22 protein-coding genes are annotated in these 20,403 nt (G+C 55.0%); 8 read left to right on the top strand and 14 right to left on the bottom strand.

What is annotated here, in order from left to right; genetic code table 11:
- Positions 1-58: 58 nt before the first annotated feature.
- Positions 59-883, top strand: coding sequence for a cysteine hydrolase family protein (locus IEX86_RS03185; RefSeq protein ID WP_188864597.1), 825 nt, complete (start codon positions 59-61; stop codon positions 881-883).
- A gap of 49 nt (positions 884-932) precedes the next feature.
- Here IEX86_RS03185 and IEX86_RS03190 read toward each other — a convergent pair whose 3' ends face one another.
- The 8 genes from IEX86_RS03190 to ftsY form a co-directional block, all read right to left on the bottom strand.
- Positions 933-1,442, bottom strand: coding sequence for a YbhB/YbcL family Raf kinase inhibitor-like protein (locus tag IEX86_RS03190; protein ID WP_188864598.1), 510 nt, complete (start codon positions 1,440-1,442; stop codon positions 933-935).
- A 15-nt stretch (positions 1,443-1,457) separates the two neighbouring features.
- Positions 1,458-2,015, bottom strand: a complete 558-nt coding sequence (locus tag IEX86_RS03195; protein WP_188864599.1) for a lipocalin family protein — start codon at positions 2,013-2,015, stop codon at positions 1,458-1,460.
- Entirely contained in the window at positions 2,012-2,269 is a 258-nt protein-coding gene (locus tag IEX86_RS03200) for a hypothetical protein (protein ID WP_188864600.1), read from the bottom strand. The genes IEX86_RS03195 and IEX86_RS03200 overlap by 4 nt, the downstream gene beginning before the upstream one ends.
- Positions 2,270-2,306: 37 nt before the next feature.
- Positions 2,307-2,603 (bottom strand): hypothetical protein, encoded by a 297-nt coding sequence (locus IEX86_RS03205; protein ID WP_188864601.1) that lies wholly within the window; start codon positions 2,601-2,603, stop codon positions 2,307-2,309.
- Positions 2,604-2,716: 113 nt separating this feature from the next.
- Entirely contained in the window at positions 2,717-3,571 is an 855-nt protein-coding gene (rpoH, locus tag IEX86_RS03210) for an RNA polymerase sigma factor RpoH (RefSeq protein WP_188864602.1), read from the bottom strand.
- A gap of 189 nt (positions 3,572-3,760) precedes the next feature.
- Positions 3,761-4,771 (bottom strand): permease-like cell division protein FtsX, encoded by a 1,011-nt coding sequence (gene ftsX, locus IEX86_RS03215; protein WP_188864603.1) that lies wholly within the window; start codon positions 4,769-4,771, stop codon positions 3,761-3,763.
- Entirely contained in the window at positions 4,768-5,439 is a 672-nt protein-coding gene (gene ftsE, locus IEX86_RS03220; RefSeq protein ID WP_188864604.1) for a cell division ATP-binding protein FtsE, read from the bottom strand. Before ftsE ends, ftsX begins: the two co-directional genes overlap by 4 nt.
- The gene (gene ftsY / locus IEX86_RS03225; RefSeq protein ID WP_188864605.1) at positions 5,436-6,926 is read right to left on the bottom strand and encodes a signal recognition particle-docking protein FtsY; all 1,491 of its coding nucleotides are present in this window, start codon (positions 6,924-6,926) and stop codon (positions 5,436-5,438) included. Before ftsY ends, ftsE begins: the two co-directional genes overlap by 4 nt.
- Positions 6,927-7,078: 152 nt before the next feature.
- Here ftsY and IEX86_RS03230 point away from each other — a divergent pair, with 152 nt between their 5' ends.
- The 6 genes from IEX86_RS03230 (at position 7,079) to IEX86_RS03255 (ending at position 12,564) form a co-directional block, all read left to right on the top strand.
- Positions 7,079-8,446 (top strand): M16 family metallopeptidase, encoded by a 1,368-nt coding sequence (locus IEX86_RS03230; protein WP_188864606.1) that lies wholly within the window; start codon positions 7,079-7,081, stop codon positions 8,444-8,446.
- Positions 8,443-9,900 carry a M16 family metallopeptidase gene (locus IEX86_RS03235; RefSeq protein ID WP_188864607.1) on the top strand — a complete coding sequence of 486 codons (1,458 nt, stop codon included), beginning with the start codon at positions 8,443-8,445 and terminating at the stop codon, positions 9,898-9,900. The genes IEX86_RS03230 and IEX86_RS03235 overlap by 4 nt, the downstream gene beginning before the upstream one ends.
- 2 nt (positions 9,901-9,902) lie before the next feature.
- On the top strand, positions 9,903-10,472 hold the full coding sequence (gene rsmD, locus IEX86_RS03240; RefSeq protein WP_188864608.1) for a 16S rRNA (guanine(966)-N(2))-methyltransferase RsmD: 570 nt from the start codon (positions 9,903-9,905) through the stop codon (positions 10,470-10,472).
- Positions 10,473-10,491: 19 nt separating this feature from the next.
- Positions 10,492-11,508: a hydrolase gene (locus IEX86_RS03245; protein WP_188864784.1), complete on the top strand. Its 1,017-nt coding sequence runs from the start codon at positions 10,492-10,494 to the stop codon at positions 11,506-11,508.
- 204 nt (positions 11,509-11,712) lie between these two features.
- Positions 11,713-12,198 carry a pantetheine-phosphate adenylyltransferase gene (gene coaD, locus IEX86_RS03250; protein WP_188864609.1) on the top strand — a complete coding sequence of 162 codons (486 nt, stop codon included), beginning with the start codon at positions 11,713-11,715 and terminating at the stop codon, positions 12,196-12,198.
- Positions 12,199-12,312: 114 nt separating this feature from the next.
- Complete coding sequence (locus tag IEX86_RS03255) at positions 12,313-12,564, top strand: YfhL family 4Fe-4S dicluster ferredoxin (RefSeq protein ID WP_188864610.1); 252 nt, start codon at positions 12,313-12,315, stop codon at positions 12,562-12,564.
- 75 nt (positions 12,565-12,639) lie between these two features.
- Here the strand turns inward: IEX86_RS03255 and IEX86_RS03260 are convergent, their stop codons facing one another.
- From IEX86_RS03260 to IEX86_RS03270, 3 genes are all read right to left on the bottom strand, one after another.
- Entirely contained in the window at positions 12,640-13,002 is a 363-nt protein-coding gene (locus tag IEX86_RS03260; protein WP_188864611.1) for a multidrug transporter, read from the bottom strand.
- Between the two features lie 88 nt (positions 13,003-13,090).
- Positions 13,091-13,903, bottom strand: coding sequence for a prolipoprotein diacylglyceryl transferase (gene lgt / locus IEX86_RS03265; protein WP_188864612.1), 813 nt, complete (start codon positions 13,901-13,903; stop codon positions 13,091-13,093).
- A 24-nt stretch (positions 13,904-13,927) separates the two neighbouring features.
- Positions 13,928-14,710, bottom strand: coding sequence for a sulfite exporter TauE/SafE family protein (locus tag IEX86_RS03270; protein WP_188864613.1), 783 nt, complete (start codon positions 14,708-14,710; stop codon positions 13,928-13,930).
- Between the two features lie 94 nt (positions 14,711-14,804).
- Here IEX86_RS03270 and IEX86_RS03275 point away from each other — a divergent pair, with 94 nt between their 5' ends.
- Positions 14,805-15,551 (top strand): NRDE family protein, encoded by a 747-nt coding sequence (locus IEX86_RS03275; RefSeq protein WP_188864614.1) that lies wholly within the window; start codon positions 14,805-14,807, stop codon positions 15,549-15,551.
- A 12-nt stretch (positions 15,552-15,563) separates the two neighbouring features.
- Here the strand turns inward: IEX86_RS03275 and ptsP are convergent, their stop codons facing one another.
- The 3 genes from ptsP to IEX86_RS03290 all read right to left on the bottom strand — a co-directional run bounded on the left by ptsP (position 15,564) and on the right by IEX86_RS03290 (position 20,403).
- Positions 15,564-17,843 (bottom strand): phosphoenolpyruvate--protein phosphotransferase, encoded by a 2,280-nt coding sequence (gene ptsP / locus IEX86_RS03280; protein WP_188864615.1) that lies wholly within the window; start codon positions 17,841-17,843, stop codon positions 15,564-15,566.
- Between the two features lie 294 nt (positions 17,844-18,137).
- Positions 18,138-18,611: an RNA pyrophosphohydrolase gene (locus IEX86_RS03285; RefSeq protein ID WP_188864616.1), complete on the bottom strand. Its 474-nt coding sequence runs from the start codon at positions 18,609-18,611 to the stop codon at positions 18,138-18,140.
- Between the two features lie 277 nt (positions 18,612-18,888).
- Positions 18,889-20,403, bottom strand: coding sequence for an MFS transporter (locus IEX86_RS03290; protein WP_188864617.1), 1,515 nt, complete (start codon positions 20,401-20,403; stop codon positions 18,889-18,891).

Genomic DNA, 20,403 nt, shown 5'->3' on the forward strand with positions numbered 1-20,403 from the left:
GTTATTAAAAAGCCTGTATCAACGTACCCATACGTTTATCTCTGCTCAGGACGTTTTCATGCCTCCAGCCGATTCCGTACAACTGCTGATTATCGATCCACAAAACGATTTTTGTGATCTCGCAGGTGCCACGCTTCCAGTTCCGGAAGCAAGTGCTGATCTACAAAAAGTTGCCAGCCTGATTAATACATGGGCGCACAGATTAGATGCCATCCATGTCACGCTGGACTCTCATCAGCCTCTTCATATTGCCCATCCTGCTTGGTGGCAGGATAGCGAAAGGCTCTCCCCTCCCCCTTTCACCGTTATTTCCCTGGACGATATCGAGCAAGGGCGCTGGAAAACCCGAGCTCCAGAAAAGCAGAACCACAGTCTTGAATATGTAAAAGCCTTGGCCCAGCGTGGGCGGTATCAGTTGACTATCTGGCCAGAACACTGCTTGATTGGAAGCTGGGGTCATAACGTATACCCGCCCCTGCTCGAAGCGCTCAATGAGTGGAGCAGGACTCGTTTGAGAACGGTTCACTACATTCCAAAAGGCAGTAATCCCAATACAGAGCATTACTCAGCAATCGCCGCTGAAGTCGCCGATCCTGATGACCCTGGCACACAGCTAAACACAGGCCTGCTAGATTGGCTAAAACAGGCCCAGACTGTACTGATCGCAGGCGAAGCCCTTTCTCACTGTGTTGCAGGAACGGTTAGAGATATAGCAAGCTACTTTGGTGACTCAAACCTTCATAAGCTGGTAGTGCTCACGGATTGCTCGCATGCGGTACCTGGCTTCGAGCACTTGGCAGAACACTTTATTGAAGAGATGAAGGCAAAAGGCGTTAGATGCCTGACATGCAAAGAGGCAGAGCACCTTTTCACAACGTCCTGATGCTCTGCCGGTGAAAATCGGCCATTGCTGGTGCTATGGCCGATAACCATTACTTCAATTCATACAAACCAGTATAGGTGGCCGAGGCTATTTGATTCAGGTGCGTCATGAACCGTGCTACCGCATTGGTAGCATCTGCGGGCACAGGCAGGTTCTCTACTGCCAGCGCATGAACCTGAAAGATATAGCGATGCGGCTTATCACCTTTAGGCGGCGCTGCACCGCCAAACCCCACGGTCCCGTAGTCATTGCGCAACTGCAATGCGCCCGCTGGCAGCAAGTTCCCATCTGCGCGGCCAGCACCTTCCTGTAGCTCCATGACATTGGCAGGTATATTCACTACAACCCAGTGCCAGAATCCACTACCTGTAGGTGCGTCCGGATCATAAACCGTCAAAGCGAAACTTTTGGTGCCCGCAGGCGGGTTTTCCCACTTAAGAGCAGGTGAAATATTCTCACCTGATACGCCAAAGGCCTCAACATCAAACTCCTGCCGCCTGGACATTAGACTATTGTCAGCGAACGCGTCGGTCCACAGGCGAAACTCTGACTCTGCCATGCTTACCTCCCTCTATTAGTTAGATGATTGGCCTCGCCAGACCAGCCCCGATGTATCGAAGCCCTTGGCTTTAGCAACGCTTAGAAACGTCTCACGCTGCTGCTGTGTGATTTCGGTTGAGCGCGACAAAAACCACAGGTATTTGCGATCAGGGCTTCCCACAACAGCGTTACGGTATTCCGGATCAATATAAAGTACCCAGTACGGACCCTTGGCTATATTAGGAAATACACCACTGAACCAGGTATCGAAACGCACTTCCAACCGATCCGTCACGCCGGGCTTCATGGGTGAGGCAACACCGGTTGCCTGATCCCAATCACCAGACTGTGTCAGGCAGCGATTGAGCACTGCTACGCTTCCATCGTCACGTAGGTGGTAATGTGCCTCGGACTGAACACAGTTGCGCTGAAAGAACATAGGCAGGCGCGCCTGTTCATACCATGTGCCCTGGTAACGCTCCAGATCAAGCGAGCCAACTGTTTCGGGCGGTGGAGTTTTCGTTGAGCTGGCACAGGCAACTAGCAAGCCTGCAGCGCCAGCCAGTAATAAAAGTTTAGTAGATGTTTTCATCGCAACCCCTGTCCTGCATACATGACAACCTTGTCGTTGACATACTGCACGCTGATGAAGGCAGAAGACTGATCACCCCATGTGCAGCTTGATAATCCCAGTGCGCCCGAGCACTCCGCTGGCTTGCCCAGCAGATCTTCAACTTCGGCCTTTGTCTGACCGGCTTTAAGTCGATTGTAATTTTCCTGATTGATCTTACTGCAGCTGATTAGCCATAAGCAGCTCAGCAGCACTACACAGACGCGAACCTTCATTCTCATTCCTCAATAGGCCGCACGATTGACGCTGCGCTCACTCCTTTGTGAACACCTGACCGAGCCCTTTCAAATGCCCACTGTCATCTATTGTCCACACTTCGGAGGTCGGCGGCATATCTACGCGCAACCCCTCATCAACCAGAGTGGCGCCGTATGTTTGAGGAGAAAGCGCATCGCCTGTGACGGTCACACGCCATGCGACCTCCTCTGGCGCAATCTGCAACCTGACCTGGCCTTCGTTAAGGCTTTTCCAGTTGCCTTCGAAATCGTCATGACTGCCACAGCCCGTTAGAAGAACCGTTGTAAAAAGCATTAGCAAAAATGATTTCATGCCAACCTCTCTCGCTTTAGCAGCACGTTAGAACCTGTCCTTATACAAGGGGTTCGGTTTTCTCGGGCAATAAAAAACCCCGCTTGAGGCGGGGTTCGCTTTTACATCAAGTCTCAGGCAGCGATTTTGCCCTTGAGCTTGTTCATTGCGTTTTTCTCAAGCTGACGAATACGTTCAGCCGACACGTTGTACTTGGCAGCCAGCTCGTGCAGCGTGGCTTTGTCTTCAGCCAACCAACGCTGGTAAAGGATGTCACGGCTACGTTCATCCAGGCCTTCCAACGCTTCGTGCAGGTTAGCCGAAGAATTATCACTCCAGTCAGACTCCTCCAATTGGCGAGCCGGATCGTAGCGGTTGTCTTCCAGGTACTGAGCGGGTGACTGAAACGCGGTATCGTCATCGGCATCGGATGCCGGGTCGAACGCCATGTCCTGGCCTGTCAAACGGCTTTCCATTTCACGGACTTCGCGTGCCTCGACGCCCAAGGTACTAGCAACTGCTTGAACTTCATCATTGTTTAACCAAGCGAGACGTTTCTTCTGGCTACGCAGATTGAAGAACAGTTTGCGTTGAGCTTTGGTTGTAGCCACTTTCACGATGCGCCAGTTACGCAAGATAAACTCGTGTATCTCAGCCTTAATCCAGTGAACGGCAAACGATACCAGGCGAACACCCATTTCAGGGTTAAAGCGCTTTACAGCCTTCATCAGGCCGACGTTACCTTCCTGAATCAAGTCTGACTGGGCCAAACCATAACCTGAATAACTTTTAGCGATGTGTACGACAAAACGCAGGTGCGCGAGCACCATTTGCCGCGCCGCCTCTAAATCCTGATGATAGAAGAGGCGTTCAGCCAGTTCGCGCTCCCGCTCCGGTGTCAGCATGGGAATGCTGTTCACAGAGTTGACATAGGCCTCCAGACTAGCGCCAGGAACCAATGTTGGAACAGGTTGCAGAGAATTGGTCATGCGAATCCTCCGATTCACTTATGCACGGGGCAGTGTATCACTGAAGAATCAGACAGAAAACAAGACTAACAGTTCCATAAAAAAGAACCTAGAGCCTTTAAAATCAATCACTTAAATAGTCACTATCAATCATATTGATAGCTTTACATCATAATTTGAGACACTTGTTTGATTTGTGAATTATGCCCCTCAACGAGGGGCCAATTCTCTTAAGTGGCGAGCCACCGCCAACCAAGCGCCAATGTAACCTAGCAGTATTGCACCAATAAGTAGCTGGATACCTTCATCCATGGAAACTCCGGCCAGCGCAAAGTCGCTGCCATAGAGACCGGCCAGCTCGATTACAGCCTCGTTGAGCCAGCTCAGGCCAAAAGCCAGTAGCGCCCAGGCAGCAACGCCAGCTCCTACGCCATACATGGTGCCCATGTATAGGAAAGGTCGTCGCACATAGCCGTCTGTACCCCCTACTAACTTTATGACCTCGATTTCGGTTCTGCGGTTTTCAATGGCCAGACGAATTGTATTCCCGATGACGAGTAGCAGCGCTACGATCAGGACTACTGTAAGACCAAAAACAAAGCGCTCACCCAGTTTCAGAATGGCGGTAAGGCGCTCGACCCATTGCATATCGAGCTGCACTTGCTGGACGCCAGACAACTCCGCCAAACGACTGCGCAGCATATCTAGTCGGCCCTTGTCGATCTCCTGCGGAGTCACGGAGATCACTGAAGGTAGCGGGTTTTCCGGCAGCTCCTTCAAGGCCTCGCCTAATCCGGCCTGCTGTTGAAGCTCCAGCAAAGCCTCGTCGCGGCCGATCCAATGGACTTCACTGACATCGGGTAGTGCCGCAATCTGTTCTTGAAGTTGCTTGCCTTGAGCCTCATTCAGATTGAGGTCAAGAAACACGGAAATCTGCGCTGCACGCTGCCATGAGCCGCCAAGCCGCTCCACATTGTTTAGCAACAGCGATACACCCATAGGCAGAGCGAGGGCGATCCCCATTACCAGACAGGTTAAAAAGCTCCCTATCGGCTGTCGCCCCATCCGCCAAAGACTGTCACGAAAACCGATGAGGTGTGCCTCAAAATAGGCATGCAGTGGACTCCGCCAATCCTGCTTTGGCTTGGCGGTCTTGCGACGCTTGGGCTTTTCCGGCTTTTCGCCTTGTACTTCGCCGCGTGGAAGTTCCTTGGCACTCATGTAGGACTCTCCTCATCCCCAATCAAGCGGCCACGCTGAAGCGTTAGCATGCGGTGGCGTAGACGTGCAATCAGGGCATGATCGTGGCTGGCAATCAGTACGGTAGTACCAAGGCTGTTGATATCCTCGAACACCCCCATGATTTCGGTGGCAAGCCGCGGGTCAAGGTTACCAGTGGGCTCATCCGCCAGCAGCAAGGCGGGTCGGTGCACAACGGCTCGTGCGATGCCGACACGCTGCTGCTGTCCGGTAGACAGATCGGACGGATAATCTTCGAGCTTGTCCTTCAGACTGACTCGCTCCAGCGCCATGGTCACACGCTTGGCGATCTCAGGCTTGGATAGCCCCAGTATCTGCAAAGGCAGCGCGACGTTGTCGAATACAGTACGGTCGAACAAGAGCTGATGGTTTTGAAATACCACGCCAATCTGACGGCGCAAGAAAGGAATCTGCGCATTACTGATGCGTGAAATATCCTGCCCGGCCAGTGAAAGCTTGCCACTGGTTGGCCGCTCCATTGCCAGAATCAGGCGCATCAAGGTGCTCTTACCGGCACCAGAGTGGCCGGTAATAAACAGGATCTCGCCTCGCTCCGCGCGAAACGATAACTCATGCAAACCGATATGCCCGTTCGGGTAACGTTTACTGACCCGATCGAAATGAATCATGTTATCTCCCGTTCGGCGAACAACGCTTGAACGAAGGGCTTGGCTTCGAACTCGCGCAGATCGTCGATGCCCTCACCCACGCCGACGTAACGGATAGGCAGACTCATCTGTTTAGCCAGGGCAAAAATGACGCCACCTTTGGCAGTACCATCGAGCTTGGTCAGGGCAAGGCCAGACAGCGGAACGGCAGCGTGAAACTGCTTAGCCTGGTTCATGGCGTTCTGACCGGTGCCTGCATCCAGCACCAACAAGGTTTCATGCGGGGCGGACTCATCCAGCTTACCGATAACGCGACGGACCTTGCGTAGCTCTTCCATCAGGTTGTCCTTGGTATGCAGACGGCCTGCCGTATCGGCAATCAGAACATCGACACCGCGAGCCTTGGCAGCTTGTACAGCGTCATAGATCACCGAGGCGGAGTCAGCGCCGGTATGCTGTGCAATCACTGGAATGCGGTTACGCTCCCCCCAGACCTGCAACTGCTCGACCGCTGCGGCACGGAACGTATCGCCAGCGGCCAGCATGACCTTCTTGCCCTCAAGCTGGAGCTTTTTGGCCAGCTTGCCGATGGTCGTGGTTTTGCCAACACCGTTCACGCCAACAACCAGAATGACGAATGGTTGAGTAGCCTTATCGATAATCAACGGTTGTTCAACAGGCGTTAACAAGCCAGTTAATTCTTCCTGCAATGCCTGATAAAGCGCCTCGCTGTCAGCAAGCTGTTTACGCGCAACCCGCTGGGTGAGATTTTTCATGATGGTGGTCGTCGCCTCGACACCCACGTCAGCGGTTAACAACCGGGTTTCCAGTTCATCGAGCAGGTCATCGTCAATGGCTTTCTTGCCCAGGAACAGGCTGGCCATCCCTTCGCCAATGCTGGCGCTGGTCTTGCTCAGCCCTTGCTTGAGGCGAGCGAAGAAGCCTAGTTTTGCCGGTGCCGCGGGCTGTGGTGCCAGCTCCGGCTCCGGTTGTGCGTCTACTTCTGGTTCTGGCTCCGGCTCTGCAACCGACACGACAGGCTCGGCTACTGGCTCAGGCTCAGGCTCAGGCTCAGGCTCAGCAACAGGTTGGAGCTCGGCCGTTCTCGATTCGTCCAGCCGCTCGGGCTCAATGAATACAGGCTCAACAGGCGCCTGCATGGCAGACTCTGGCTCTGGCTCAACTGCAGGCGCCTGCAAAGAAGGCTGCACCGTTTCAGGCTGGCGTGGCGGCTCGACCGGCTGCGCCTGAATCGGCTCCGGCTGAAAGGTTTTTACGATCTCGTCCTGCTCGGCTACCGGCGCAGGTGCCTCAACCTCCTCGGCAGGCGGTAGCTGAGTTGAAGGAATGGAATCAGCCGGCTCAGGGACCGGCTCCGGGTGCACTACCGGCTCGACAGCCGTTTCCGGCTTGGCCTCGGTTGTCTCCTGCGGCTTCTTGCGAAACCAGCTGAAGAACCCTTTCTTTTCCCCTGCGGGAGGGGACTTTTTATCGTCGGAACCAAACATGCAAAGGTCTATCTCAAGGGGCGGGCACGCTGTGGCAAATCCATTAAGATGTGCTGCCAAGCGTGGCCGGCATGAAAAGGGATGCGTATCCTAGCACCTCATCGCTTGCTGGCGCTAAAGACCGGCAAGCCCTGGAATGAGTTCATAGATTGATGACAGTCTTCTCTCGACGTACTACTGGTCTGCTGTTTAGCCTACTCTGCGCGCCGCTTACCGTCTTGGCCGCCGAGACCCAACCCACGCACGAATACACGCTCGACAATGGTTTGAAAGTCATTGTTCGGGAAGATCATCGTGCTCCTATCGTTGTTTCACAACTCTGGTACAAGATCGGCTCAAGCTATGAGACGCCTGGATCAACCGGTCTCTCGCATGCACTGGAACATATGATGTTCAAGGGCAGCAGCAAAATGGGCCCTGGTGAGGCCTCACTGGTTCTACGCGATCTTGGCGCCACCGAAAATGCCTTTACAACAGACGACTACACCGCCTATTACCAAGTGCTAGCCAAGGATCGCTTGCCTGTAGCGCTGGAGCTTGAGGCCGATCGCATGGCCACTTTGCGTCTACCTGCCGACGAGTTCAGTCGTGAGATAGAGGTCATCAAGGAAGAGCGCCGCCTGCGTACTGACGACCAGCCGATGGGGCTGGCCTATGAACGCTTCAGCGCAGCAGCCTATCCTGCCAGCGGCTACCGAACCCCAACCATTGGTTGGCCTGCTGATCTTAAACGCATGAACATCGATGATCTACGACACTGGTATCAATCTTGGTATGCGCCTAACAACGCGACGCTGGTCGTGGTAGGCGATGTAACCGGTGAAGACGTTAAGCAGATGGCCCAGAAGTATTTCGGCCAGATCCCCAAGCGCGACCTGCCGCCAGCCAAGCGCCCGCTTGAGCTACCAACACCAGGTGAGCGCCGCTTGACACTCCCCGTCCGGACCCAGATCCCGACACTCATGATGGGCTTTAACGTGCCAGGCTTTGCCAGTGCCGACAATCAGCGTGACGTGCATGCCCTACGCTTGATTTCAGCCCTGCTCGATGGTGGCTATAGTGCGCGCCTTTCTACCCAACTGGAGCGGGAGCAGGAGTTAGTTACTGGTGCATCAGCATCCTATGAGCCATACACCCGCGGCGATAGCCTGTTCATGCTTAGTGCCATGCCTAACCTGCAAAAAGGCAAGACGCTGGCAGACGTTGAATCGGGCCTATGGAAGCAGCTGGATGCACTCAAGCGTACACCGCCTAGCACCGCCGAACTGGAACGTGTCAGGGCACAAGTGATTGCCAATCTCGTCTATGAACGTGACTCGATTACTGCCCAAGCCAGCAGTATTGGCCAATTGGAAAGCATCGGCGTGTCCTGGCATGAGATGGATAATGAGCTTGCAGACCTGCAGTCTGTAACCCCGGCTGATCTACAGCGCGCTGCCCGTACTTACTTCACCCGTGATCGCTTGACGGTTGCCAATGTGATCCCCGAAACCCAGACGCAGCAGGAGGCTCGCCCATGAACGCCCGTTTTTCTTATGCATGGGGCGCCCTGCTCAGCCTGACGCTGCTTGGGGGCTGTCAAAGTACCTCTTCTGCTATCGACAGTGCAGCAGCACATCCCAAACTGGAGTCACTGCAAGCGCTGAGCAAGAAACCGCCCGTCACTCGTACGTTAGATATTCAGAGCTGGAAAACCGCAGAAGGTGCGCGCGTCATGTTTGTGGAAGCCAACGAGCTGCCCATGTATGACCTGCGTCTGACGTTTGCAGCTGGTAGTAGCCAGGACGGCAACACCCCAGGCATCGCCACGATGACCAACGGCATGCTCAATGAAGGCATTGCTGGCATGGACACCACAGCGATTGCCATTGGTTTCGAAAACCTGGGCGCCAACTTTTCGAACGGGGCCTATCGTGACATGGCAGTCGCCAGCTTACGAACCCTGTCCGACCCTGCCAAGAGTGGCCCGGCACTTGATCTCTTCACCAGAGTAGTAGGTCAGCCCACGTTTCCTGCTGCTCCATTGGAGCGTATCCGCAATCAACTGCTGACCGCTATCGAGTACAAGAAACAGGACCCGGGTGCTCAGGCAGGCGATGCCTTGATGAAGCAGCTCTACGGCAATCATCCTTATGCGCATCCCAGCACGGGTACAGTCGAGTCGCTAAAGTCGATTACGCCTGCTCACCTGCGCGCCTTCCATCAGCGCGCCTATGCAGCTGGCAATGTGGTTATTGCATTGACAGGAAACCTGACCCGCCCCCAGGCCGAAGCCATTGCTGCCAAGGTATCCAAATCCCTCCCTAAGGGGCCTGCCTTGCCTTCGGTAGCCAAGCCGCTACCGCCAAAGGCGGGTATCACTCATATCGAGTTTCCCTCCCAGCAAACGCATTTGATCCTTGCCGAACAAGGGATCGACCGTCGGGATCCTGATTACGCTGCGCTTTATCTGGGTAATCAGATCCTTGGCGGCGGTGGATTCGGCACTCGACTGATGACAGAAGTCCGGGAAAAGCGCGGGCTGACCTATGGGGTCTATTCCGGGTTTACCCCCATGCAAGTTGCGGGTCCATTCACAATCAGCTTGCAGACTCGTGCCGAGATGAGCCAGAACACGCTGGGGCTCGTACAAGACATCATCCGTCAGTATCTGAAGGAGGGACCGACCCAGAAGGAGCTGGACGATGCAAAACGTGAGGTGTCGGGCAGCTTTCCACTTTCGACAGCCAGTAACAGTGCAATCGTCGCCCAGCTTGGCATGATTGGCTTCTATGATCTGCCTCTCAACTTCCTGGATACCTTCATGAAGCAGACGCAAACAGTGACCGCCGACCAGGTACGCGAAGCCATGGCCAAGCATTTGGACCCCGAAGCCTTTGTTATCGTGACGGCCGGCCCAACCGTTGCCCAGCAACCCTTGCCAGCGCCAGTAGAGCGAGGCAACACACCGCCTCCTGGCGTTCCGGAGCATTGAGCATGGTGCACAGTAAAGGTAGTCAGTTGCGCATCATTGGTGGCGACTGGCGCAGCCGACGCTTCAGTTTTCCTGAAGCGCCAGGACTTAGGCCAACGCCTGACCGGGTCCGTGAGACGTTATTCAACTGGCTGATGCCCTATGTACCCGGTGCCCGTGTGCTGGACCCATTCCTCGGCAGCGGTGCGCTGCTGCTTGAGGCACTGTCCCGAGGCGCCAGTCAGGCGCTCGGGCTGGACTTGAACCCAGCTGCGGTGAGTTCACTTCGCAGTCATCTGGCTTGGCTCAAGTGCGACAATACTCAGGTCGTCCAGAGCGATGCCCTGCACTACCTTCAGCACGGCGATGCATCACCCTTTGACGTCGTCTTTCTTGATCCACCCTTTCAAAAAGGCCTGCTTGAGCCTGCCTGCCAGCTCCTTGAAGAGCGAGGCTGGCTAGCCAAGGATGCTTGGGTCTATACCGAAAGCGAAAGTCAGCCGTCACTGCTTCTCATACCAGCCAGCTGGCACCTGCACAGGGAGAAGAAGGCGGGAAGTGTGCATTACGCACTCTGGCGTCGAGCCGAGTGATTTTCTGGTGACGCACCCTATAGCACCAGACCTTTCAGCCCAGGCGGATACCTTTCGGCCCGCCTGGTGGCTGCCTGGCCCTCATCTGCAAACCCTATGGGGCTCGCTCTGGCGACGCCTCCCTCTGATGACGCGTCCACGCGAGCGAATCTGGCTGGAAGATGGCGACTTCCTGGATTTGGACTGGTACGGACCGGAGGATCCCTATACGCCTCTGGTGCTGGCTATACACGGACTGACAGGCAGTTCTTCTTCACACTATATCCTGGGACTGCAACTGGCTCTTGCCGAGCATGGCTGGGCTAGCGTCGGGCTCAATTGGCGAGGCTGTTCGGGCGAGCCAAACCTATTACCGCGTGGCTATCATTCGGGCGTTACCGAAGACCTTTCCGCGGTTATCGCCCATCTTCAAGCCAAGCGACCCCTGGCGCCGCTTTATGCCGTTGGTTACTCACTGGGTGGAAATGTGCTGCTCAAGTACTTAGGTGAGACGGGCTTACACTGCCCCCTTCAAGCGGCGGTCTCTGTATCGGTCCCCTTTCGACTAGACCTATGCGCGGACCGTATCGCCATTGGTTTTTCACAGGTTTACCAGGCGCATTTCATGCGAGAACTGGTGGCCTATGTAAAGCGCAAGCGAGAGGCGTTGCAGCAACGTCAGCAACACGACCATGTGGCCTCGCTGGATGCGTTAGGTGACCTGAAAGATATGAAGACCTTTTGGGATTTCGATGGACGTATTACCGCTCCATTGCATGGTTTCGAGGATGCTCATGACTATTATCGGCAGGCATCAAGTCGTTATTACCTGAAAGATATCAGGATACCTACTCTCATGATTCAGGCGGAAGATGACCCTTTTATTGGGCGTGAGAGCCTGCCGACAGCACAGGAGCTGTCCGATACCCTATGCTTTGAGCGTCACGCTCATGGTGGTCATGTAGGGTTTGTAGCGGGTTCATGGCGGAGCCCTGACTACTACCTGGAGCACCGGATACCACAGTGGCTTATGTCGCAGCAGGAGCGACTGGCTTAGAACGGTAACCGATCAGCGAACGCTATCCGCTATAAGTGAAAACAGGCAAACCGCTCGGGCTGCACGTTTCGAAAAAATTTTCTACACTCCCAGCGCTTAAGGCTCATCCTTTATGAATACCAGGCCGCTTATTGACCTTTCGACTTGGACATCTGGCCTGGCTGAGCTACCATCCAAACCCCCACGGACCGTAAGGACGCCGCGATGAATCGAGTGCTGTACCCGGGAACCTTCGACCCGATCACCAAGGGTCATGGTGATCTCATCGAACGCGCCTCACGCCTATTTGAGCATGTCGTCGTCGCCGTAGCGGCCAGTCCGAAAAAGAATCCGTTGTTTCCCCTGGAGCGGCGGGTAGAACTGGCTCGGGCGGTTACGGCGCATCTGTCTAACGTTGAAGTGATTGGCTTCTCGTGCCTGTTGGCCAATCTCGTCAAGGAACAAAAAGCTACGATTTTGCTGCGTGGACTGCGTGCCGTTTCGGATTTTGAGTTTGAATTTCAGCTGGCCAATATGAATCGTGTGTTGGCACCCGATGCAGAAAGCATGTTCCTTACCCCGTCGGAGAATTACTCCTATATTTCCTCGACTCTGGTACGTGAAATTGCAGCGCTGGGCGGCGATGTCACCAAGTTTGTACACCCGCTTGTCAAGGAAGCCCTGGCCGAGCGCTTCAAAACAGCCTCTTGAAATTACCGTTAGGGCACATATATCGGCGTAGACGTGCACCATGCGCGCCGATAAGGCACAATTCGCGTTTACCTTTTCTGTATCGCCGTCATCCGTGAGCGGCGGGAGCAAGTCATGTCCCTCAAGATTACTGAAGACTGCATCAATTGTGATGTGTGTGAGCCTGAGTGCCCTAATGGTGCTATCTCTCAGGGTGAGGAGATTTACGTAATCGACCCCAACCTCTGTACTGAGTGTGTGGGGCATTACGATGAACCGCAATGTCAGCAGGTCTGCCCCGTAGACTGCATTCCACTCGACACTGAGAATGTTGAAAGCAAAGAAAAGCTGCACGAGAAGTATCTGAGGATCAGCGGTCAGGCTTGATCAAGGCTGCTGCGCTGCATCAGGTGCTTAGCTCCAATAAAAAAGCCGGTCACTTGACCGGCTTTTTTATTGATCTCACTCTGATTGGCCATACCCCGTACGGGTACATCCCAAGCAGCGGACAAAAGCCGCTTTGCCCGGCTCAACAACCAATGCTCTACCCGCCTCCCCTACATTACCGCCAGCGGCAGTAAAGGGCAGGCTGACCACGAACGCACCCGCGCCAATGGCCGTCGCAACGATCAGAAGCGGCCGGGCAATCAGCAGATCACCAATCATCGAGAACGCTTTTGGTGCGCCAACCTCATAATTCGGATCGCCACTGGTATTGCTAACGGTTTCCGTCTCGTAACCCGAATCGGCTAATGCCGGTGCGGCAGCGCTCCATAGGGCCATGGAGAAGGCCAACGTGGTAGCCAATGCGCGGAACGGGCTCATACTTCTGTCCTTTAAGTGAGAGGCGATTAACCATTAACTATAAGCACCGCCCCTCAACTTGTCAGTGACCTTTCACCTGAATATCAGGTCATTCCGTCAGAGTTTTGGGTTTACGCTGATACCGGTAGGCCAGGACCATCAGGAAAATCCCCCCAAGGATCATCGGTACGCACAGCACCTGCCCCATGGTGAGCCAGCCCCAGGCCAGATAACCCAGCTGCGCATCCGGCATACGAACGAACTCCACCAGGAAACGGAAGATGCCGTAGCACAGGACGAAAAGCCCTGAAACCGCCATTGTCGGACGTGGCTTGCGTGAGAAAAGCCAAAGGATGACAAACAAGGCGACCCCTTCCAGCGCAAACTGATAGAGCTGGGAAGGATGACGTGGCAACTGAGCCGGATCGCTGAAGGGCGGGAAAATCATTGCCCACGGTACATCGCTCGGCTTGCCCCAGAGTTCGGCATTGATGAAGTTACCGATCCTTCCGGCGCCCAGGCCGATTGGAACCAGCGGGGCGATGAAATCCATCAGCTCGAAAAAGCTCTTGTTATTACGGCGACCAAACCACCACACCGCCAGGATCACGCCCAACAAACCGCCATGAAAGGCCATACCGCCCTTCCAGACTTCAAAGATGAGCGTGGGGTTGGCGATATATTCGTCCAGATTATAGAAAAGAACATAGCCCAATCTGCCGCCAATGATGACGCCGCACGCCACCCAGAAGACCAAGTCAGAAAGCTTGTCTTTGTTCCAGGTAGGATCAAACCGATCCAAACGGCGTGAGGCTAGCAGCCAAGCACCACCGATGCCAATGAGGTACATAAGGCCGTACCAGTGAATCTTTAATGGACCGATCGCGACCGCTACCGGGTCGATCTGTGGATAAGGCAGCATTACGACTCCTTGATAAAAGGGTTCTCAGATCAGAAAACTGAGCCCTACACTAAACAACAACAACGCAAATAGCCGCTTGAGCAGCCGTGGAGAAAGCATGTGCGCCAAACGCGCACCAAAACGGGCAAAGAACATGCTGGTTAGCGCAATACCTGCCAATGCCGGCAGATAGACATACCCGATACTCCCTTCCGGCAGGCCAGACTCACCCCAGCCCACCACCATGAATGAAATGGCTCCGGAGATCGCGATAGGTAAACCACACGCAGATGAGGTTGCCACAGCCTGCTGCATGCTGACGCTTCGCCAGGTCAAGAAAGGCACAGTCAGCGAACCGCCCCCAATGCCGAAGATAGCCGAAGCCCAGCCAATGACCACACCAGCCACGGTAAGCACTGGCCTACCCGGCACGGTCTTGCTGGCTTTTGGACGAATATCGAGCGTCATCTGTAGCGATACGAGAATGGCAAAGGTGCCTATGATCTTTTGCAGGACGGGCCCTTGAATATAGGAAGCAGTTATCCCACCGATAAAGCTCCCCAGGACAATTCCAACCGTCATCCACAACACAATGGGCCACTGTACGGCACCCTGGCGATGGTGGGCCAGGATAGCGTTGATCGATGTAAATACGATGGTTGCCAGCGAAGTGCCGACTGCCAAGTGCGTCAGTACATCGGCCTCTATACCATGGGCAGTGAAGCTGTACACCAGAACCGGTACGATGATCAATCCGCCCCCGACGCCGAACAGACCAGCCAGAACGCCTGCACATGCGCCAAGAATCAGATAGAGCACGAACTCCATGTCGAATCCTGCCGAACAAAACAGCAATGGTAGCCCAATCGGCAACAGCACACGAGCGAACCCTTAATGATCAAGGCCTTATGGAGACCATGCAATGTGCCTGATTGTCTTTGCCTGGCGCCCTGAACATACCGAGCCGCTAATCCTGGCAGCCAACCGTGACGAGTTCTACGCACGCCCCAGTGCCCCACTGGATACCTGGAAAGACCAGCCCCACATCATTGGCGGAAGAGACCTGACGGCAGGCGGCACCTGGCTTGCCGTAGGATCAGATGGCCGCTTTGCCACAGTGACCAATATCCGCGACCCTGGCCAGCCCTTATCCGACCGCTCACGTGGTGAGTTGCCTGTGCGCTTTTTAGAAAGTGGTATTTCGGCCGAGGAATATGCGCATGACGTAGCCCGACGTAGCGATGAGTACACGGGCTTCAATCTGCTTCTGGGGGATCGTCAATCGTTATGGCACCTAAATGCCCGCAGTCGAAAGCCGCATCGATTACCGCCGGGAATTTATGGAGTATCCAACGCTGACCTGAATACACCCTGGCCAAAGCTACTCAGGGTTAGAGCTGGCCTTGAGCGGGCATTGGATCATCCCTCGGATGAAGCGCTATTCACACTCCTGGCCGATACCTGGCAACCCGATCCTGCAACGCTTCCTCACACTGGAGTCAACCCTGAACTAGAGGCGTTATTATCCAGCGTATTCATTGCCAGTGAGAACTACGGCACGCGCGCCAGCACGCTTCTGCGCCAACAAGCAGATGGACGGACCCTTATTACGGAACGGCGTTTTGGCACCTATGGTAAGCCGCTTGGAGAAAGCAGCCGGACGATATAGTCCGGCACGCTATCAACTCTGGACGGTGGAAGCCGGATTGATGACCCGCCCTAGCCCCAGGTTACGCAAAGCCAGATGGAGTGCGCTGTGCACTACTTGTGGGTTATCAATCTTGAGCAACTGCTCTAGGAGCTCCTTTGCCTTGGACAGGCTCATCTGACGCAGCAACCATTTTACCTTGGGGAGGTTGGTCGCGTTCATGGAAAGCGAGTCATACCCCATGGCCATAAGCAGTACTGCTGCTGCCGGATCGCCTGCCATCTCGCCACAGATGCTGACCGGAACGTTTTCCGCATGGGCATCTTCCACAACGCTTTTGAGCGCCTGAAGCACTGCAGGGTGGAAATAGTCGTATAAGTCAGCCACACGGGGGTTGTTGCGGTCCACCGCCAACAGGTACTGGGTCAGATCATTGGAGCCCACCGAGATGAAGTCCACCTCACGGGCCAGATCCCGAGCCTGATAGACCGCCGAGGGCACCTCTACCATCACGCCTACTGGCGGCATGGGAATATTAACGCCTTCGTCACGCACCTCACACCAGGCGCGATGCAAGAGGTGCTGAGCCTCGTCTAGCTCATGCACACCCGAGATCATGGGCAGCATGATGCGCAGATTATCCAGGCCTTCACTGGCTTTGAGCATAGCCCGAGCCTGCACCAGAAAGATTTCCGGGTGATCCAGCGTGACACGAATACCACGCCAGCCCAGGAAGGGATTGTCTTCCTTGATGGGGAAATAGGACAGCGATTTATCTCCGCCAATATCCAGCATACGCATGGTGACGGGCTGAGGGTGGAAGGCTGCCAGCTGCTCCCGGTAGATGGAGAGCTGTTCCTTTTCACTGGGGAAGCGGTCGTTGATCATGAAGGGGACTTCAGTCCGGTACAGCCCTACCCCTTCGGCGCCACGCTGTTGCGCGCGCGCAACGTCGGCTAACAGCCCGGTGTTTACCCAGAGCGGCATCCGGTGGCCATCCAGAGTTTCGCACGGCAGGCTGCGCAGGGCTTCCAGCCCTTGCGTCAGCTGACGCTCATCCTCGACCACAGCACTGTATTGCTTGAGCAGCTGCGCCGAAGGGTTAGTAAATACTTCCCCATGGTAGCCATCGACAATCAGCGAAATACCATCAACTTTCGAGTAAGGCAGGTCTACCGCGCCCATGACGGTTGGGATACCCATGGCACGTGCCAGGATCGCAACGTGAGAGTTGCCGGAACCCAGCACGGAAATCATGCCGGCCAGCTTGCCCTCGGGCACTTCGCCTAACATGGCAGGTGACAGTTCTTCACTGACCAAAATAGTCTGGTCAGGATAGACCAGGCACTGCTGCCGAGCCTGTTGAAGATAGGCCAACAAGCGACGCCCCAGATCCTTCACATCAGCGGCGCGCTCGCTCAGGTAAGCGTCGTCCATCATCTCGAAGCGACGAACATGATCATTTACGACCTGACGCAATGCACCCTGGGCCCACTGCCCACCCTTGATGATCTGGGTGACTTCGTTACCCAGCGCCGCATCGTCGAGCATCATCAGATACACGTCGAACAGGGCACGCTCTTCCTTGCGAAGCTGACTCGAAAGCCGCTCAGACAGCTGACGCATGTCCTCGCGTACGGACTCCAACGCATGCTGGAACAAGGCCAGTTCTGCCTGGATATCCTTAACAGTTTTATCAGGGACGACCTCCAGGTCGGCCGGAGGCAGCACGACCACTGCCGTACCCACGCCAACGCCAGGGGAACCCGGAATGCCCACGAAGCGTGCTTCCTGGATACCCTTACCCTGTCGCCCGAGGCCACGAATGGTGCCCGTGGCTTCGGCATGTGCGATGACGCCTGCCAACTGAGCGCTCATGGTAACGAGGAAGGCTTCTTCACCCTCATCGAACTGGCGCCGCTCCTTTTGCTGAACGACCAGTACACCCATTACACGGCGATGGTGAATGATCGGCGCGCCCAGGAAGGAAGCATAACGCTCCTCGCCCGTTTCAGCGAAATAGCGAAAGCGCGGATGACTCGAGGCATCCTCAAGGTTAAGCGGCTCTTCACGCGTTCCGACCAGACCCACAAGACCTTCGTTAGGGGCCATGCTGACACGTCCTATGGAGCGCTTGTTCAAGCCCTCGGTCGACATAAGGACAAATCGGTTGGTTTCAGGGTCCAGCAGATAGACGGAGCACACCTGGGTGCCCATAGCCGCTCGAACGCGCTGAACAATGATCGACAACGCCGTTTTAAGATCCTTGGCGGCGTTTACTTCTTGAACGACCTTACGCAGCGTATTCAGCATGCTAGAAGCCCTGGGCTCTGGTGACGTTGGACGACATCCTGATAAAGGATTTCGAGGCGCGATCAAATTGAGTTTCGGTCACCGACCTGATAGCCACAATAGATGAAGGTGGACAGCAATGCCTATCTGACAGCGTAATGCCATTCAACGTCACAAATCGTTCATCTAGCATGACCACAGCACTTCCTCCGTACGCGGCAGGCCCGGCATAACCGGACGGGCCGGTGAGGCAATGCAAACGGTGCCTCTTCCGTCTTCCATACGTACACGTATGGTACAGGCTTAACGTATGTGTCAGGCGAGCAGACGCGGTGCCAACTCTTTCAGGGCCCGACGATACACTTCGCGCTTGAACGTCACCACCTGCCCTAATGGGTACCAGTAACTGACCCAGCGCCAACCGTCGAACTCCGGCTTGCCCGTAACATCCATGCGCACCCGTTGCTCCTCGGACATCAGCCGAAGCAAAAACCATTTCTGCTTCTGACCAATACACAGAGGCCTACTATGCGTACGCACCATGCGTTGGGGCAAGCGATAACGCAACCAGCCCCGCGTACAGGCCAGAATCCGGACATCATCCGGGCTCAGACCTACTTCTTCGTTCAATTCGCGATAAAGCGCTTCTTCTGGCGTTTCACGATCATCGATACCTCCCTGTGGAAACTGCCAGGCGTCCTGATTAATGCGCCGAGCCCACAGCACTTGGCCGACATCATTCGCGAGGATAATGCCGACATTTGGGCGAAAACCATCAGAATCGATCACGGCTGACACCCCTGGAAAGTCAATAGGCTTGCATTGTTCCACAAAGCTTGTTCAAGCAGCAACGCAGCCTCTTGCCTGTATTTTTGCCGTCTGTGGCAATACGTTGGCAAGCACCACCGGTGCATGCTCCTCTTTATGGACACTCCCTATAGGCAATCTCGCCAGCGCACTCGAAAAACACGCGGGCAGTATCGTCAGCCGTTGCTGAACAAAAGCTTACATGGCTATGCAATCAACAGGTTCTGACCGGTAAAGCATGACCTGTCTCCCACTCCCGTCAACGGAAGTGCTTTTGCAGCGCCATATAAATAGCCAAGACCACTCCCACCCAGCCGATCAGGTAGAAATAGTCCAAGAATCCCAGGATGGCCGCCTGACGATTGACCAACGCGGCAATCTGGCTCATGGAGGCATGCCCTATTGCCTCGGCCAGTTGCTCCTGATAGCGGTGATAAAGCGGATTGAATGAAGTGATATGGCTACGCAGGACATCTGAATGTAACGCATCGCGCCACTGCAGGAAGACATTGGCCATGACAATTCCCAGCGGCATGACAATTTGTTGCGTCATGTTCTTGATCTGATAAGCCTGGCTGAAATAACGCGGAGGAATGGTCATGAAGGTGTACATAATGATGACGGCAAAGGTCGAGATGAGGAATACACCATGCATCATGAGCGCTGGTAAGAGCTGTTGTACGAGCGGTACCTCACCATTCTGGCTGGACATCCAGAAGCCGTAGCAGGCCAATAGCGCATATCCAAGTACCAAAAACTTCTTGAAACCGCCCCAAGGGAAATACTGTTTAAGCGTGCCCGAGGTAATGGCCATCAGCGGTACGAGCCCACAGAGCCAACCGATGGCCATGACCGTTCCGGCGGTATAGATCGGCACCTGCAAGGCATTAAGGAGATATTGGGGAATAACATAGTTATAAGCCCCCAGCATGAAATAGTTGGTCATCATGAACAACATGCCCAGCAGAAAGGCTGGATTGATGGCGTTGCGAAAGTCGAGGGTTGGCCGCTCCCGTTGACGCTCGCAATAGATGAAGACAGCCATAAGGCAGATCCCGAGCAGAAAGAGCCCAAACAGCTCCCAGGTATCGCTGTAGAAATCAAAGCTCATCCGCTGGATGGTGGTTTCAACAATGATGCTGCCAGCCAGCAGGATGACTATCGGCAGGAGTGCAGGCCTGGCTGATAGCTTTTCGGGTATGACGCGTGAGGGAATGGCCATCCAGATGCACACCGCCATGACCAGACAAACCACCAGCGGTACGGCAAAAATACCGCGCCACGCCTCTTCTGCCAGCAACTGTGCCGTACAGAAAGAGGCCATTGCAGCTCCCAGTGGTACACCGCTGGCAAAGGCCCGAATGCCTGTAGGGGTCTGCGGCCCCGGAAAAAACATGAGTACCAATACGCGCGCCCCGGCAAAGAACGTGGCGGCCGCCGCGCCCATGAACACCCTGCCGGCAGCAAACACCCACAAGTGATCGCTGGCCAGACAAAGCAGTTGGCCGATCGTATGAACGACCGTAGCGGCCATCATGAGATGCCGGTACCCCAGATGCTGCACGAACCATTGATGAGGGGCGGTAAAAAAGATAACCGCAACGCTGTAGGCTGCCGTGGCGTAGACATAACTGCGCTGATCAGCACCCAGGCCGCCTGACACATAGCGATTAGCCAGCGCAATGGACAAGCTGTCGAGAAAATAAACAGTGACCATTAGCGTAATGCTGAGCATCAGCAGGCCACGGTGATGTGGAAAAGTAGATGAAGACAT

The organism is Pseudomonas asuensis (assembly GCF_014646755.1).
Lineage (GTDB): Bacteria > Pseudomonadota > Gammaproteobacteria > Pseudomonadales > Pseudomonadaceae > Chryseomonas > Chryseomonas asuensis.

Coding starts and splice junctions, on each gene's coding strand:
- IEX86_RS03230 (WP_188864606.1), top strand. CDS start 7,079: ATGACAGTCTTCTCTCGACGTACTACTGGTCTGCTGTTTAGCCTACTC.
- ftsE (WP_188864604.1), bottom strand. CDS start 5,439: ATGATTCATTTCGATCGGGTCAGTAAACGTTACCCGAACGGGCATATC.
- ftsX (WP_188864603.1), bottom strand. CDS start 4,771: ATGAGTGCCAAGGAACTTCCACGCGGCGAAGTACAAGGCGAAAAGCCG.
- IEX86_RS03195 (WP_188864599.1), bottom strand. CDS start 2,015: ATGAAAACATCTACTAAACTTTTATTACTGGCTGGCGCTGCAGGCTTG.
- IEX86_RS03270 (WP_188864613.1), bottom strand. CDS start 14,710: ATGGAGTTCGTGCTCTATCTGATTCTTGGCGCATGTGCAGGCGTTCTG.
- rpoH (WP_188864602.1), bottom strand. CDS start 3,571: ATGACCAATTCTCTGCAACCTGTTCCAACATTGGTTCCTGGCGCTAGT.
- IEX86_RS03200 (WP_188864600.1), bottom strand. CDS start 2,269: ATGAAGGTTCGCGTCTGTGTAGTGCTGCTGAGCTGCTTATGGCTAATC.
- IEX86_RS03205 (WP_188864601.1), bottom strand. CDS start 2,603: ATGAAATCATTTTTGCTAATGCTTTTTACAACGGTTCTTCTAACGGGC.
- IEX86_RS03255 (WP_188864610.1), top strand. CDS start 12,313: ATGTCCCTCAAGATTACTGAAGACTGCATCAATTGTGATGTGTGTGAG.
- IEX86_RS03185 (WP_188864597.1), top strand. CDS start 59: ATGCCTCCAGCCGATTCCGTACAACTGCTGATTATCGATCCACAAAAC.
- IEX86_RS03260 (WP_188864611.1), bottom strand. CDS start 13,002: ATGAGCCCGTTCCGCGCATTGGCTACCACGTTGGCCTTCTCCATGGCC.
- coaD (WP_188864609.1), top strand. CDS start 11,713: ATGAATCGAGTGCTGTACCCGGGAACCTTCGACCCGATCACCAAGGGT.
- lgt (WP_188864612.1), bottom strand. CDS start 13,903: ATGCTGCCTTATCCACAGATCGACCCGGTAGCGGTCGCGATCGGTCCA.
- IEX86_RS03290 (WP_188864617.1), bottom strand. CDS start 20,403: ATGTCTTCATCTACTTTTCCACATCACCGTGGCCTGCTGATGCTCAGC.
- IEX86_RS03235 (WP_188864607.1), top strand. CDS start 8,443: ATGAACGCCCGTTTTTCTTATGCATGGGGCGCCCTGCTCAGCCTGACG.
- ptsP (WP_188864615.1), bottom strand. CDS start 17,843: ATGCTGAATACGCTGCGTAAGGTCGTTCAAGAAGTAAACGCCGCCAAG.
- IEX86_RS03190 (WP_188864598.1), bottom strand. CDS start 1,442: ATGGCAGAGTCAGAGTTTCGCCTGTGGACCGACGCGTTCGCTGACAAT.
- IEX86_RS03275 (WP_188864614.1), top strand. CDS start 14,805: ATGTGCCTGATTGTCTTTGCCTGGCGCCCTGAACATACCGAGCCGCTA.
- rsmD (WP_188864608.1), top strand. CDS start 9,903: ATGGTGCACAGTAAAGGTAGTCAGTTGCGCATCATTGGTGGCGACTGG.
- ftsY (WP_188864605.1), bottom strand. CDS start 6,926: ATGTTTGGTTCCGACGATAAAAAGTCCCCTCCCGCAGGGGAAAAGAAA.